Origin of the sequence: Demequina aurantiaca (assembly GCF_050598105.1) — a bacterium.
GTDB classification, from domain to species: domain Bacteria; phylum Actinomycetota; class Actinomycetes; order Actinomycetales; family Demequinaceae; genus Demequina; species Demequina aurantiaca_A.
This window is the reverse complement of sequence record NZ_CP192436.1, coordinates 953577-968136: the sequence shown is the minus strand read 5'-3', so window position 1 is coordinate 968136 and position 14560 is coordinate 953577. Positions and strand designations below refer to the sequence as shown.

General features: G+C 63.7%; 11 protein-coding genes. 3 read left to right on the top strand and 8 right to left on the bottom strand.

The features are described 5' to 3' along the window. Positions 1-166 precede the first annotated feature (166 nt). The 8 genes from ACQU6B_RS04270 to ACQU6B_RS04235 all read right to left on the bottom strand — a co-directional run bounded on the left by ACQU6B_RS04270 (position 167) and on the right by ACQU6B_RS04235 (position 9801). Positions 167-1444 carry a sugar ABC transporter permease gene (locus ACQU6B_RS04270; RefSeq protein ID WP_430868807.1) on the bottom strand — a complete coding sequence of 426 codons (1278 nt, stop codon included), beginning with the start codon at positions 1442-1444 and terminating at the stop codon, positions 167-169. Further along, positions 1441-2193 (bottom strand): ATP-binding cassette domain-containing protein, encoded by a 753-nt coding sequence (locus ACQU6B_RS04265; protein ID WP_430868806.1) that lies wholly within the window; start codon positions 2191-2193, stop codon positions 1441-1443. Before ACQU6B_RS04265 ends, ACQU6B_RS04270 begins: the two co-directional genes overlap by 4 nt. A gap of 101 nt (positions 2194-2294) precedes the next feature. After that, complete coding sequence (locus ACQU6B_RS04260; RefSeq protein ID WP_430868805.1) at positions 2295-3239, bottom strand: sugar ABC transporter substrate-binding protein; 945 nt, start codon at positions 3237-3239, stop codon at positions 2295-2297. Between the two features lie 297 nt (positions 3240-3536). Continuing rightward, complete coding sequence (gene proB / locus ACQU6B_RS04255) at positions 3537-4667, bottom strand: glutamate 5-kinase (protein WP_430868804.1); 1131 nt, start codon at positions 4665-4667, stop codon at positions 3537-3539. Positions 4668-4708: 41 nt separating this feature from the next. Continuing rightward, the gene (gene obgE, locus ACQU6B_RS04250) at positions 4709-6232 is read right to left on the bottom strand and encodes a GTPase ObgE (RefSeq protein ID WP_430868803.1); all 1524 of its coding nucleotides are present in this window, start codon (positions 6230-6232) and stop codon (positions 4709-4711) included. Between the two features lie 156 nt (positions 6233-6388). Further along, positions 6389-6643, bottom strand: coding sequence for a 50S ribosomal protein L27 (gene rpmA / locus ACQU6B_RS04245; RefSeq protein ID WP_430868802.1), 255 nt, complete (start codon positions 6641-6643; stop codon positions 6389-6391). A gap of 16 nt (positions 6644-6659) precedes the next feature. Next, positions 6660-6968 carry a 50S ribosomal protein L21 gene (gene rplU, locus ACQU6B_RS04240; RefSeq protein ID WP_430868801.1) on the bottom strand — a complete coding sequence of 103 codons (309 nt, stop codon included), beginning with the start codon at positions 6966-6968 and terminating at the stop codon, positions 6660-6662. Positions 6969-7122: 154 nt separating this feature from the next. Beyond that, a complete protein-coding gene (locus ACQU6B_RS04235; protein WP_430868800.1) occupies positions 7123-9801 on the bottom strand; it encodes an Rne/Rng family ribonuclease in 2679 nt (892 codons plus the stop codon). Between the two features lie 467 nt (positions 9802-10268). Here ACQU6B_RS04235 and ACQU6B_RS04230 point away from each other — a divergent pair, with 467 nt between their 5' ends. The 3 genes from ACQU6B_RS04230 (at position 10269) to ACQU6B_RS04220 (ending at position 14543) form a co-directional block, all read left to right on the top strand. Beyond that, complete coding sequence (locus ACQU6B_RS04230) at positions 10269-11741, top strand: cytochrome ubiquinol oxidase subunit I (protein ID WP_430868799.1); 1473 nt, start codon at positions 10269-10271, stop codon at positions 11739-11741. Between the two features lie 30 nt (positions 11742-11771). Continuing rightward, a complete protein-coding gene (cydB, locus tag ACQU6B_RS04225; RefSeq protein WP_430868798.1) occupies positions 11772-12797 on the top strand; it encodes a cytochrome d ubiquinol oxidase subunit II in 1026 nt (341 codons plus the stop codon). A gap of 261 nt (positions 12798-13058) precedes the next feature. After that, the gene (locus ACQU6B_RS04220) at positions 13059-14543 is read left to right on the top strand and encodes a cytochrome ubiquinol oxidase subunit I (RefSeq protein ID WP_430868797.1); all 1485 of its coding nucleotides are present in this window, start codon (positions 13059-13061) and stop codon (positions 14541-14543) included. Positions 14544-14560: the final 17 nt, after the last annotated feature.

The following is a 14560-nucleotide window of genomic DNA, read 5'->3' as shown; positions in this document are numbered from 1 at the left end:
CCAAGGGCCGGTCCCGGGCAACTGGAACGCTTTCCTCTGCGGGCCCGAGACGCAGCGCAGCCGAGTAAGCCGTCACGTGGAGTGGACACCTCGGACGCGAAAAGGGGCTCCCGACCGTAGCGTCGGGAGCCCCTTGCCTGCCATGCGCCTCAAACGGCAGCTGTCACTAAGTGATTTGCCCGTTCCGGCGCCGAGCGAGTGCGTCGATTGTGGCAGCGAGCACCAGCACGCCACCGCTCACCGCGAGGGTCGCGCCCGCAGGGAGCCTCAGCAGTCCGAGGCCGTTTTCAATGACAGCGATGACGAGCGCGCCGACGAGTGCGTAGATGAGCCGCCCCCTTCCGCCGAAGAGGCTGACTCCACCGACAACTGCCGCCGCGACACCTGACAGCACGATGTCACGCCCAGAAGCGGCATCCACGGAACCGATGCGCGAGACGGAGAGCACCCCCGCGATGACCGCAATCGTCGAGCAGACCATGAATGCGCTCCAGCGAATGAGAGTGACGTTGATGCCCGAGCGGCGCGCGGCCTCACGATTCCCGCCGATCGCGTAGAGGTAGCGACCGTACTTGGTGCGGTCTAGCACGAAAGTCCCAATCATGACGAATACCAGCACAATCGGTACGACAATGGGCACGCCCTGCACAGCGTGGGCGTTGGTGCCGCGGTCGAGGTTGAGGAAATAGACGAGGAACGCGCCCAGGAGGGCGACACCGATCAGCTTCGCCAAGATGATGGTGACCGGAGGGTTTGGCGCCCCCGAGCGAGTGCGGCGCCATCGGTCCCACATCGCTACCCCAAGTAGGAGAACAAGGGCGATGGCCAACATCAACCACCCCGCCCAGACCGGCAGATTGCTGTTCTGGATTGCCTTGATGGGTTCCGGGATCACACGATAGGTTCCACCAGCACCGATGATCATCAGAATGACGCCCTGCAGTCCGAGGAACAGACCCAGGGTCACGACAAACGACGGCACCCCGACTTTTGCAACGAAGAACCCGATGAAGGCACCGATCGCTAGGCCGATGGCCAGCGCGAGCATGAATGCGACCGGCCACGACAGCCCTCCTGGCTGCGTTGTTCGAACGAATACGGCCATCGCTACGCCGAAGGTGACTCCGGCGGACAGGTCGATCTCGCCCAGGAGCAGGACAAACACGAGCGCCATGCCAAGCATCACCAACGGCGCTGCCTGGGTCATGAGGTTCGCGATATTGCGTTCCGTCAGGAACTTGTCATTCGCGAGTGCGAAGATTGCCATGAGGACGATTAGTCCGCCAATCGCTGGCAACGCCCCCATGTCTCCGCCACGGAGTTTGCTGAGGTAGGCCCGGAAGTGGTCTCCGATGCCCTGCTCGACACCCCGTCCGAGCAGGCTCGGGGCGTCGGACGCACGTGGCCCGTCTGGCGTCGCTGAGTCCTGTGCTTCTGCGCTCATGAGGCCACCTGCTCCATCTTCTTAGTTCCGGTGATGTATCCCACGACATCCGACGAGTTCGTCAAAGCGGTTTCAATGCTCGCCGTCATCGTGCCCAGGTAAAGCACATTGATGTCATCCGCAACCTTGAAGACGTCCTGGAGGTTGTGCGACACGATAATCACCGCAACGCCGCTGTCGGCGAGTCGGCGAACCAGATTCAATACCTGTTCTGTCTGCGCAACCCCAAGCGCGGCAGTCGGCTCGTCGAGAATGACGACCCGCGCCTGCTTAACCACCGAGCGCGCGATCGCGACAGTCTGACGCTGTCCGCCTGACAGTGACGCCACTTTCTGGTGAAGCGACTCGACGGTGCGGACGTTGAGTGATTGCAGAGCCGCCGCGGCCTGCACTTCCATCTCGCCCTCTTCGAAGGTGGCGCCACGTACTTCCTCACGACCGAGGAACATGTTCTGAACGATGTCGAGGTTGTCGCATAGCGCGAGGTCCTGGTACACGACCTCGATGCCAAAACGAGCAGCCTCGCGCGGGTGATGGATCGAAACTGGTTCGCCGTCGAATAGCACGGTCCCACCGTCGTAGGGCTGCACTCCGGCAAGACCCTTGATAAGCGTCGACTTGCCGGCGCCGTTGTCGCCCACGAGCGCAGTCACGCGCCCCGCGTGGGCGGAAAAGTTGATTCCCTTCAGCACGTTGACGGGCCCAAAGCTCTTCGTCACTTCCTGAAGCTCAATAATCGGACGTTCCACTGTTCTGTCTCCTTTGACCTAGTAACGGGCGACTTCCGCGCTCACATCGAGAGGGCTCCGCACCAATTGGTGCGGAACCCCCTCGTGTATGGCGAGATTCCCTACGCAGCGGGCGTAAGGCCTGCCTCGTCGCAAGCGGCCTTCACGTCGCCAGCGCAGAGCTCGTCGTACGAGATGTTGCCGTCGTCGATGACCTGCTGCACGTTCGCGGGAGTGATGTTGATCGGCTCGCTCGCGATGAACGGTGTGCCGTCGTCTAGCGTCATCTCGGTAGTAGGCGACTCGCCGTTCAGGAGCGCGATAGCGAGCTCCGAAGCGGAGGCAGCTTCAACCTGATACGGCTTGTAGACCGTGCAGGCCTGCTTGCCGAGGAGGATGTTCTGCAGACCGGCCACCGAAGCGTCCTGGCCCGAGACCGGAACGACGAGGCCGTTCTTGTCGAGAACCGTGATGACTCCAGCAGCGTTGGTGTCGTTGGCGGCCCACACCGCGTCAACCTTGCCATCGAGCGAGGTCAATGCCTGCTCCATGTTGGTCGCCGAGATGTCGCCGTCCCAGGCGCCATCCGGCTCCTTTGCGGGGACGACTCCGGCAGCCGCCATGATCGAGTCGGCACCGTCGTGGAACATGGCCGCGTTTCCGTCAGCGGGGTCTCCACCGATGTAAACGACAGTCGCCGACGCTCCGTCAACGCCAGCGGCGTCAAGGCCGTCGACGATGCACTGGCCCTGGAGCTCGCCGACGTGGAAGTTGTCGAACGACACGTAGTAGTCCGCACCCGCGATAGGGCGGTCATACGCGATGACCGGGATGCCTTCGGCCTGAGCGTTCTCCGTGACGGTCACTGCCGCACCCTGAAGATCGACAAGAAGCATGACGTCGCAACCGCTGGTCATCTGCTGCTCGGCGATCGTCGCGTACTTCGCGGTGTCTCCCTGAGCGTTCTGGATATCGACCTCGAAGCCCGCAGACGTGATGGCCTCTTCGAGAGCGGGACGGTCACCATTTTCCCAACGCGGCGACGACGCCGCATCGGGGAGGATCACGCAAGCACGTGAATCCGATGCGCTTGCTACAGCGGTACCGCTACCGCTAGCGGTGCTCTCAGTCGTGCTGTCGCTCGAGCATCCGGCCAATGCGGCCGTGGACAGTATCGTGAAAGCTAGGACTCCGATAACTGATTTGTTCTTCACATCACACCTCTCTGTGTAACTGAGGAAAGCCCTCATAGCCGCTCATCTTTGAACGACAGATTTCACATTATCCAGAAGAGGCTCTTGTCTTCACTAAATAAAGTCACGGTCGCGTAACGATTGCGCCGAGGGCTCCGAAGGTGCTGGTAGTTACACCACTATGAGAGCGTCGATGTGGACCAGTTCGTGCGCGAAGTGGGGCCCAAGTTGGTCACGGAGTTGCGCAGTACTGAGCCCCAGCATGGCGGGAACCTCATGCGCAGCGAAGCTCGCAAGCCCGCGTGCGACCACTGCGCCGTCGGGGGAAACGAGCTCAATCGGGTCTCCCGCCTCGAACTCCCCCCTCACGGCGCTCACCCCGGCCGCCAGCAAGGACGCCTTGCCGCCGCGCAGCGCGCGTACGGCTCCGGCGTCGAGCACCAACTGACCGGACGGTCGCGCCGCGTGCGCGAGCCAGGCCAGCCGCGAACCGTTGTGCTTCCCGGTCGCGACAAAGGCAGTTCCAACATCCTCGCCCCGCATCGCCTCACGAGCCGACGACGCGGAAGTCAGGACCACGGGGATCCCGGAGGACGTTGAGATGGCCGCGGCCTCGAGTTTGGTCACCATACCGCCGGTGCCGATGGCCGACCCCCTGCGCGAGATATCGATCCCGGCGAGCTCGTCCATCGACGTGACTATCGAAATACGCGTGGCGCCCGCCGTGCCTGGCGCGGCCGTATAGAGCCCGTCGACGTCCGTCAGGAGCACCACCGCGTCCGCGTGAACGACGGTCGCGACCAGGGCCGCGAGCCTATCGTTGTCGCCAAACCGGATCTCGTCGGTCGCCACCGTGTCGTTCTCGTTGACAATAGGCACGACCCCGAGCTCGAGGAGGCGGTGCAGCGCTCGTTGGGCGTTTCCGTAGTGCGCGCGGCGCACCATGTCGTCAGCCGTCAGCAGCACTTGACCCACACGCAGGCCGTGACGGGCGAACGCCGCCGAGTAGGCCGCGATGAGGATCCCCTGGCCAACGGACGCCGTTGCCTGCTGCATCTCAAGGTCGCGCGGGCGTCGATCGAGACCCAGCGGGCCGATGCCCGCGGCGATCGAGCCCGAGGTCACCAGCACCACGTCGCGGCCGTCCTGGCGAGCCTCCGCGAGGACGTCCGCGAGCTTGCCGAGAGCGGACTCGTCGAGGTGCCCGTTGGCTCCCGTCAGCGACGACGAACCAATCTTGACGACCACGCGTCGCGCATCGGCAATCTCCGCGCGCACAGCGGAATGGGCGGCTGAAGGCACTACTCCCCCTGGGTTGTTCCTACCTGGCCGGTGAGGCGAGGCTATTCGTCGCTCTTGGGATCCGTCCAGTGTCCCGCATTGCGCTCGGTCCAGAGCTCCTTGCGGGCCTCCGTCTTAGCGTCCATGCGTTCCTTGTGGTCGGCGCGCTTCTCTGAACGTGTGGCGCGGCCACCGCTGTCGTGTTCCTCGACGCGTATGTCAGTGCCGCGCTGCCCGAGGAGCTCGGCACCCGTGTACATGGTGGGCTCCCAGTCGAACATGATGCCACCCTCGCGGGGGCCGATCACGACCTCGACACCCGGGATTGCGCCCGCCTTGAACAGCCCGTCCTCGACGCCTGCGCGAGCGAGTCGGTCTGCGAGGTAGCCCACGGCTTCGTCATTCGAGAAGTCCGTCTGCTTGACCCAACGCTCAACGCGCGGGCCGCGCACCTGGAAGTAGTCCTCGGCACCGTCGCGCACGTGCTTCACAGTGAAGCCACTCTCGTCCACGGCCTTAGGTCGTAGCACCATGGGCGCCTTCTCGAGTTCGGGCATCTTGGCCCGTTCGTCGGCGACCATCTCCGCTAGCGCGTAGCTGAGTTGGCGCAGGCCCTCGTGGCTGACCGCGCTGACCTCGAAGATCGGCATTCCGAGTTCCTCGAGCTCCGCGCGCACCATGGCGGCGAGCTCGCGTCCGTCGGGAATGTCAATCTTGTTAAGGATGATGATCTGGGGGCGCTCTGCGAGCGGCACCCCGGAGATAGCGTCGTCGCCCGTGTACGCCGCGAGCTCCTTGGCAATCACGTCGAGGTCGCGCAGCGGGTCCCGGTCGCTCTCAAGCGTCGCCGTGTCCAGCACGTGTGCGATCACGGAGCAACGCTCGATGTGGCGCAGGAACGCGTGCCCCAGGCCCTTACCCTGCGAGGCGCCCTCAATGAGTCCAGGAACGTCGGCGATCGTGTACCGCGACCCGCCAATCTCCACGACGCCAAGGTTGGGGACGAGGGTGGTGAACGGGTAGTCGGCGATCTTGGGACGGACCTTTGACATCGCCGCGATAATGGACGACTTGCCCGCACTCGGGTAACCCACGAGTGCGACGTCGGCGATCGACTTGAGCTCGAGCACTACCGAGGCTTCCAAACCGGGCTCACCCATGAGGGCGAATCCGGGAGCCTTACGCTTCGAAGACGCGAGCGAGGCGTTTCCGAGGCCTCCGCGGCCACCGGCCGCGACCACGTACTCCGCGCCCTCGCCCACGAGGTCCTCGAGGAACTCGCCGGAGGGTGACTTCACGATCGTGCCGTTGGGCACGAGTAGCACCAGGTCCGGAGCGGTCGCGCCGTGACGGTTGTCGCCGGCGCCCTGCTTGCCGTTCTCCGCGACGCGGTGCGGCGAGTGGTGGTAGTCGAGCAGCGTGGTCATCTGCGCACTCACGCGCACAATCACCGAGCCGCCGTTGCCGCCGGTGCCGCCGTCTGGTCCGCCCAGGGGCTTGAACTTCTCGCGGTGCACGGAGGCCACGCCGTGGCCACCGTTACCGCCGGTGGCGTGCAATACCACCCGGTCCACGAACGATGCCATGTGTCGCCTCTCAATCGCCGCGTGAGTCCACGCGTACGCAGTTGTGCACCCGCCCGGATTCGATCATCACCGCGGCGGCATGCTTTCTAGCCTAGATACACGTCAGGGGCGCTGCCATTCGGCGCGCCCCTGACGTAAAAAATGAAGTGCTGTCCGTTAGACGGCCGCCACCACGTCTACGACCTTGCGGCCTCGACGGTTGGTGAATGCCACCGAGCCCGCCGCGAGGGCGAACAGGGTGTCGTCCTTGCCGCGACCGACGTTGTGTCCGGGGTGGTGGTGCGTGCCGCGCTGGCGAAGGATGATCTCGCCTGCGTTCACAACCTCGCCGCCGAAACGCTTGACGCCCAGGTACTGAGCGTTCGAGTCACGACCGTTGCGCGAGGAACTCGCGCCCTTTTTGTGTGCCATGAGTTATTCCTCGCCTTTACTTAATGCCCGTGACCTTCAGGCGCGTGAGCTCCTGACGGTGGCCGATGCGCTTGCGGTAGCCGGTCTTGTTCTTGAACTTCAGGATGTCGATCTTGGGACCGCGCTCGTCGCGAACGACCTCTGCGGTGACCTTGACCTTGGACAGTGCCTTGACGTCCGTCGTAACGGTTTCGCCGTCGACGAGCAGAAGAGCCGGAAGCTCAATCTTGTCGCCTTCGGACGCCTTGATGCGGTTCATCACCACAACGGTGCCAACAGAAACCTTCTCCTGGCGGCCACCGGCCTTAACAATCGCGTACACCATGATCTATTCCTTAAAAGTCTGTCTCTTTGTTTCCCTACCGCTGCCGCTCCTGTGTTCCCATGGAGGGCGCAGGCAGGGTTGGACGCTCGCGCGCCGACTGTCAAAGATACCGCCTCGCATGCCCCCGGGTCAAACCCGCTGGGCAGGCAATTCGCTAGTCCTTGTCTTTCGGCTCGTCTGCTTCGTTTGAAGACTCCTCGGCGGGCGCCGCTGAGTCGCTGGGCTGGTTCTGCATGCCGTCGGATTCGGGGGCGTTTGATGCGCCACCTTCCGCCGGAGCCTCGTCTTGCGACGCGGCTGGTTCTGGCAACACGATGTCGATGACGACGGCATCGGTAGGTTCAACGTCCGCCGACGTCAGGCCGCCTTCGGCAGGCGCATCCTCGTCGAAGTGGTGCGCCTTTTCCGCCGCCGCCGCGATCGAGGCAAGCGTCGCCTTGACTGCTGCGCGTGCGTCCTCGCGGTCGTCGAGGGCGTGCGTCTCGCCGTGCGGCTCCTCTTCGTGTGAGGACTGCTTCGGTTCGTTGCGCTTGCCTCCACCCGAGTTGCCGGAGCCGGAGTTGTTGCCACCCGAGTTGTTGCCGGTGCTGTTGCCACCGCGGCCGCGACGGCCACTGCGCTCAGGCTGCTTCTCGCTCGCCTCGGGGACCGGCTCGCCCTGGACCAGGAAGCCTCGTCCCTTGCAGCACTCGCAGGTCTCTGAAAAGGCCTCGACCAGTCCCTGGCCGACGCGCTTGCGCGTCATCTGCACGAGCCCGAGCGACGTCACCTCGGCAACCTGGTGCTTAGTGCGGTCGCGCCCCAAGCACTCGATCATGCGGCGCAGGACGCGGTCCCGGTTCGCCTCGAGCAGCATGTCGACAAAGTCGATCACGATGATTCCGCCGATGTCGCGCAACCGTAGCTGGCGAACGATCTCCTCAGCGGCCTCAAGGTTGTTGAGGGTCATGGTCTCTTCGAGCGTGCCGCCCTTACCGACGAACTTGCCGGTGTTGACGTCCACGACCGTCATGGCCTCGGTGCGGTCGATCACGAGCGAACCACCCGAGGGGAGCCAGACCTTGCGGTCCATGCCCTTGGAAAGCTGCTCGTCGATGCGGGACTCGGAGAAAACATCCTTGTCGCCGGTGAACTTGTGCAGGCGCTCGACCAGGTCAGGAGCGACTGAGCCGACGTAGGCGCTCAGCGAGTTCCAGGTGTCGTCGCCCTGAATAGTGAGCGAGTCAAAGTCCTCGTTGAAGATGTCGCGGACCACGCGGATGGCCATGTCCGGCTCGCCACGCAGCAACTGCGGGGCCTTGCCGGTCTTGGCTTCCTTCTCGATGGACTCCCACTGACGCTTCAGTCGGTCGACGTCGGCGCGCAGCTCTTCCTCTGCAGCCCCCTCGGCGGCGGTCCGGACGATCACGCCGGCGTCAGCCGGGATGACCTCGCGGAGCAGCTTCTTGAGGCGTGCGCGCTCGGTATCCGGCAGCTTGCGGCTGATGCCGGTCACCCCGCCGCCCGGTACGTAGACCAGGAAGCGTCCGGCGAGCGAAATCTGGCTGGTAACGCGGGCACCCTTGTGACCGATGGGGTCCTTGGTCACCTGCACCATGACGGTGTCGCCGGGCTTGAGCGCGAGTTCGATACGGCGCGGCTTGCCTTCCATTCCGGCTGCGTCCCAGTTAACCTCACCGGCGTAGAGCACCGCGTTACGTCCGCGTCCTACGTCGATGAACGCCGCCTCCATGCCGGGCAGCACGTTCTGGACGCGACCCAGGTACACGTTGCCGGCCATCGCCTGCTGTGCCTGGTGGGAGACGTAGTGCTCAACAAGCACGTCATCCTCCATGACGGCGATCTGCACGCGGCTGTCCTTCTCGCGCACCACCATCGAGCGCTTAACGGATTCGCGGCGGGCCAGGAACTCGGCCTCGGAGATGACGGGGCGGCGACGCTGTCCGTCGCGGCTGTCGCGACGGCGCTGGCGCTTGGCCTGCAGGCGAGTCGAGCCCTGGAGCTGGTCGTCACCGCCACCTGAGCCGCCACCGGAGTTTCCGCCCGAGTTGCTGTTCGAGTTTCCGCCAGAGCGCGAGCTACGCCCGCTGCGTGAGCGTCGGCGCCTACGCGATCCGCCCTCGCCTGACTCGTCGTCTCCACCGTTGTCGTTTCCGCCGCGGTTGGCGTTGCCTTCGTCGCCGGAGGTGCCGTCGTTGCCGCGGTCGCTTCCGTTGTCGCCGTTGCGGTCGTTGCGGTCGTTGCCGCCATCGCGGTCGTTGCCGCCATTGCGGTCGCTGTCGTTGTTGCGCGAGGAGTCGTCGCCGTCGCTAGCCGAGGCGGAGTCGCCTCCGTCAGCGCCGTCTGTACGCTTCTTCCCGCGCCCACGGCCGCCACGGCGGCGCCTACGCGGCGAACCGTCGTCCGAGTCGCCGCCATCGCGGGAGTCTGGGCCGTTGCCCTCGGACGAGTCGTTCTGCGAGGAATCCGCAGAGTCGGACTTCTTGCCCCTGCTTCCTGACTTCCTCGCCGGAGCGTCGTCGGCCGACTGCTTGTCCTGCGAGGCGTCCCCCGAATTGGATTCGCCCTTGGCCGTGTCGCGCTTCTTGCCGCCGCCGGACTTGCCGCCGGAAGACTTGCGCTTGGGAGCGTCCTCGGAGCCGGAGCCGTCGCCGGACTTGCTGGGGGCCTTAGCCCCGGCATCGGCGCCCGTCTTGGGCTTGGCCGGCGCCTTGTCCGCGGACGATGCGGGCGGCCCGGCTGGCGCCGAAGCTCGCCGCGACTTCGCGGGTTCAGGAGCCTGGAAAACCAGGGCGCTAGCTGGTGCTGCTGGGTTAGTGTTGTCCTCGCTCAAAGCGGGTACCTCAGATCGAGACGACCCACACGTCGCCTCGACATCATTGTCGGTTATGGGTCACGGTCCCGTGCCCACTGAAGTCTTCAGGTCGCGGCGAATATCCACAGTTAATACTTAAGCGCCTACCCCCGGTGTCTCCGCTAATGGCTGTAGCCGGCGGGACCTTGTCGGGACTGGCTGCTCCTCAGTCTCTGCGAACATCGCGCGGTTCGCACCCGATGTGGCTAGGTGCTGACCTGTTGTCCATTGTGACACACGCCCGAGCGAAAGCGCGGATTGCGTCGATATCGACGATGCGTGGCCCCTAGCGGCGACGAGCAAACTCACGCTCACGCGAACCTCAGGTCAACTCGCGCTCGCATGATCTCACTGAATCCGTGGGCGGATCTGGGACCAAAGTCCGGCCCTCCTCGCTGCAGTGCTGAACTACCCTTTACACCAGATTCTCCCTGAAAGGACTCGTTTTGGAAGCCCTAGAGTTGGCCCGATGGCAGTTCGGAATCACCACCGTCTATCACTTCATGTTGGTGCCGCTGACGATCGGGCTGTCCACCCTCGTCGCAATTCTGCAGACCACTTGGGTTGTGACGGGCAAGGAGAAATGGCTACGGCTCACCAAGTTCTTTGGGAAGCTCCTGCTCATTAACTTTGCGCTAGGCGTGGCGACGGGAATCGTTCAAGAGTTCCAGTTCGGAATGAACTGGTCTGAATACTCGCGGTTCGTGGGCGACGTGTTTGGTGCCCCGCTGGCGATGGAGGCGCTCGCCGCGTTCTTCCTCGAGTCGACCTTCCTGGGGCTGTGGATCTTTGGTTGGGACAGGTTGCCCAAGAAGGTCCACCTCGCGACGGTGTGGGCCTTCTCGATTGGTTCGATCCTCTCCGCGTACTTCATCCTCGCAGCGAACTCCTGGATGCAGCACCCGGTCGGCGCGATCTACAACCCAGAGACTGGCCGCGCGGAGATGACCGACATCATGGCGGTACTCACCAACAGCACCACGCTGGTGGCGTTCCCGCACGTGATCGCCACCGCGTTCTTGGTGGCGGGCACGTTCATGGGCGGGATTGGCGTGTGGTGGATGGTCAAGGCCTCGCGCGCCAAACAGGTCGAGGACGCTCAGATGTATCGCTCGGCTGCCCGAATCGGCGCCTACGTGATGATGATCGCGGGAGTAGCGCTCCTCATCACCGGAGACCTGCAGGCCAAGCTCATGTTTGAGCAGCAGCCCATCAAGATGGCCGCCGCCGAGGGCCTGATCGAGACTGCCCAGCCAGCGGGACTCTCCCTGCTGTCTATCGGCAACCCTGCCGGCGATGATCCCGACTCCGTGCGGCACATCATCGAGGTGCCGGGCCTGCTTTCCTTCATGGCGACCGGCGACTGGAATGCGGAGGTGCTGGGGGTGAACGACCTGCAGACCATCTACGCGGAGCGCTACGGTGCCACCACGCCCGACGGCGAAGCCATCGAGTACCGCCCGAATCTCCTCGTGACCTACTGGTCCTTCCGCCTCATGATCGGGCTCGCCGTGTTCTCGGCAGCACTGGCGCTTTCGATTCTGTGGTTCACCCGCAAGAAGCGCACGTACGACAAGACCTGGTTTAAAACACTCGCACTGGTGTCGCTGCCGATGCCGTTCCTGGCCGCATCGTTCGGCTGGATCTTCACGGAGATGGGTCGCCAGCCGTTCGTGGTCGCCCCCAATCCCACCGGGAACGACCAGATCATGTTGATGACGATGTTCGGGTACTCCACGTCCGTCAGCGCGGGCGAGGTCATCCTCTCCATGAGCACCTTCACGATCGTCTATACGGTCCTGGGAGTGTTCTGGTACCGGCTGCAAAAGCGCTACGCCAGCGAGGGCGCGCCCGTGATCGCGGCACCGTCAGACGACGAAGACAACGACACCACCAAGCCCATGTCGTTCGCGTACTAGGCCGGACCAGGGATTCAAGGAGACATTGACATGGAACTCGTGACCGTCTGGTTTATCGTCATCGCCATCCTGTGGACCGGCTACCTGGTCCTCGAAGGATTCGACTTTGGCGTAGGCATGCTGATGCCGATCGTGGGACGCAACAACAGGGAGCGCCGGGTCGCGCTCAACACCATTGGCCCCGTCTGGGACGGCAACGAGGTGTGGCTCCTCACCGCCGGCGGGGCCACCTTCGCCGCCTTCCCCGAGTGGTACGCCACCATGTTCAGCGGCTTCTACATTCCACTGCTGATCATTCTGGTTGCGCTCATCGTGCGCGCCGTCGCCATCGAGTACCGCGCCAAAATCAACGACCCCAAATGGCGCACCAACTGGGACCGCGCAATCATCATCACCGCGTGGGTGCCGTCAATCCTCTGGGGCGTGGCCTTCGCCAACCTGGTGCGCGGCGTCCCTCTCGATGCCGATCACCAGTTCATCGGCAACCTCATGACGTTGCTCAGCCCCTTTGCCCTGCTGGGCGGGGCTGTGACATTGCTCCTGTTCCTCACCCACGGTTCGGTCTTCCTCGCGCTCAAAACGGATGGGGTGGTGCGCGAACGCGCAGAGTCCCTCGCCAAGCGTTTCGCCCCCATCACGTTGGCCGTCACGGCCGTCTGGGCGATCTGGGCGCAGCTGGCCTACTCCGAGGTGACGTGGACCTGGATCCCCTTGGCGTGCGCAGCAGTGAGCTTGGTTCTGGTGTGGTGGTTCACCGTTAAGGGCCGAAGCGGCAGGGCCTTCGCCGCCAACGCGGTCGCAATCGCGGCCGCTGTAGTGCTGATCTTTGGCTCCATGTTCCCTGACGTCATGCCTGCCAGCAACGACCCTGCTAACTCCCTGACGGTGTACAACGCCTCGTCCACTGACTACACCCTCACCGTCATGTCGTGGGTGGCGGTGTTCCTGGTACCAGTGATCCTGCTCTACCAGAGCTGGACGTATTGGGTGTTCCGCAAGCGGATCTCCGTTCACGACATTCCGGAACACAACGAGCTCACCTTTTCTAAGGACTGAGAGTTCCGTCACCGGTTACTGTCTACCGCGTCACTTACGGCGCTTGGTCTCATCACAACTGGGCTGGAAATCGCGGGAATTTGCCCCGTTTTCGGAATTTCGCTTTGACCACAAAACCTGGGCGTCGCGTGTAGATTAGACCCGTCGCATCAGTGCCAACGCGAATGGGGCCCTACCCACCTCGTCGAGTAGCCCCCACCTGCCATGGTGGTGAGCGGGCGACACGAAAGCGAAAAGTGTCACCCTCCGAAAGGATCCCCCGTGGACGTACTTGACTTGGCACGATGGCAGTTCGGCCTCACGACCGTCTACCACTTCATGCTGGTGCCGCTCACGATTGGCTTGTCGACGATGGTCGCGATTATGCAGACCGCGTGGGTGAGGACCGGGAACGAGAAGTGGCTTCGGCTCACCAAGTTCTTTGGCAAGCTGCTGCTGATCAACTTCGCGCTGGGCGTTGCGACCGGAATCGTGCAGGAGTTCCAGTTCGGCATGAACTGGTCCGAGTACTCGCGCTTCGTGGGCGACGTCATCGGCGGTCCCATTGCGATGGAGACGCTCGCGGCGTTCTTCCTGGAATCGACATTCCTCGGCCTGTGGATCTTCGGATGGGATCGGCTTCCCAAGAAGGTCCACCTCGCGACCGTCTGGGCCTTCTCGATTGGCTCGATGCTGTCCGCCTACTTCATCCTGGCCGCCAACTCGTGGATGCAGCACCCCGTGGGCGCGGACTTCAACGCCGAGACCGGTTACGCGGAGATGACCGACATTTGGGCCGTGCTGACTAACAACACCGCACTGTGGGCAATTCCGCACGTACTCGGGGCCGCCTTCCTTGTTGCTGGCACCTTCGTGTGCGGTATCGGAACCTGGTGGATGGTGAAATCCACCCGCAAGCACGCCGAGAACCCCGAGCACCCGGATCGCATGATGTATCGCACCGCAGCCCGATTCGGCGCGCTTGTAATCGTGATCGCTTTCGCCCTCGTCTTCCACACCGGTGCCGAGCAAGGCAAGTTGCTGTTCCAACAGCAGCCGTACAAGATGGCGGCGGCCGAGTCGCTGTGCACCACCGAGCAACCGGCCGGATTCTCGGTGCTGTCGGTGGGCCACTTTGGCACCACCAGCTGCGAGGAAGTCAACAACATCATCGTGATTCCCGGCCTTTTGAGCTGGCTCGCCACGGGCGATTGGAGCGCGGAAGTCACCGGGCTAACCGAGACCCAGGCGGCATACGAGGAGCGCTACGGCACCACGACCGCCGAGGGCGAGACCATTGTCTACCAGCCCAACCTGCTCGTGACCTACTGGGCCTTCCGTGCCATGATCGGCTTCGCGTTCTTCTCCATCCTGCTCGCGTTGACAGTGTTCTGGGTGACCCGCGGCAAGCGCACCACCGGCAGCACCTTCGTCAAGCGATTCGCGTTGTTCACGATTCCGATGCCGTTCTTGGCGGCATCATTCGGCTGGATCTTTACCGAGATGGGCCGCCAACCATTCGTCGTCGCGCCTAACCCCACAGGGAATGATCAAATTCTGCTGATGACGATGTTTGGAAACTCCGCGTCGGTGAGCGCCGGGGAGGTATGGACCTCGATCATTGGCTTCGGAGTGCTCTACGCGATTTTGGGCGTGTTCTGGTTCCGACTGCAGAAGCGCTACGCCAGCGAAGGCGCGCCTGTCATCGCACCCCCGCCGGATGACTCGGACGACGAGGCTGACAAGCCGATGTCGTTCGCGTACTGAGTCGGCGGCGGAAGGCA

Coding starts and splice junctions, on each gene's coding strand:
- ACQU6B_RS04270 (WP_430868807.1), bottom strand. CDS start 1,444: ATGAGCGCAGAAGCACAGGACTCAGCGACGCCAGACGGGCCACGTGCG.
- rplU (WP_430868801.1), bottom strand. CDS start 6,968: ATGGTGTACGCGATTGTTAAGGCCGGTGGCCGCCAGGAGAAGGTTTCT.
- cydB (WP_430868798.1), top strand. CDS start 11,772: ATGGAACTCGTGACCGTCTGGTTTATCGTCATCGCCATCCTGTGGACC.
- rpmA (WP_430868802.1), bottom strand. CDS start 6,643: ATGGCACACAAAAAGGGCGCGAGTTCCTCGCGCAACGGTCGTGACTCG.
- obgE (WP_430868803.1), bottom strand. CDS start 6,232: ATGGCATCGTTCGTGGACCGGGTGGTATTGCACGCCACCGGCGGTAAC.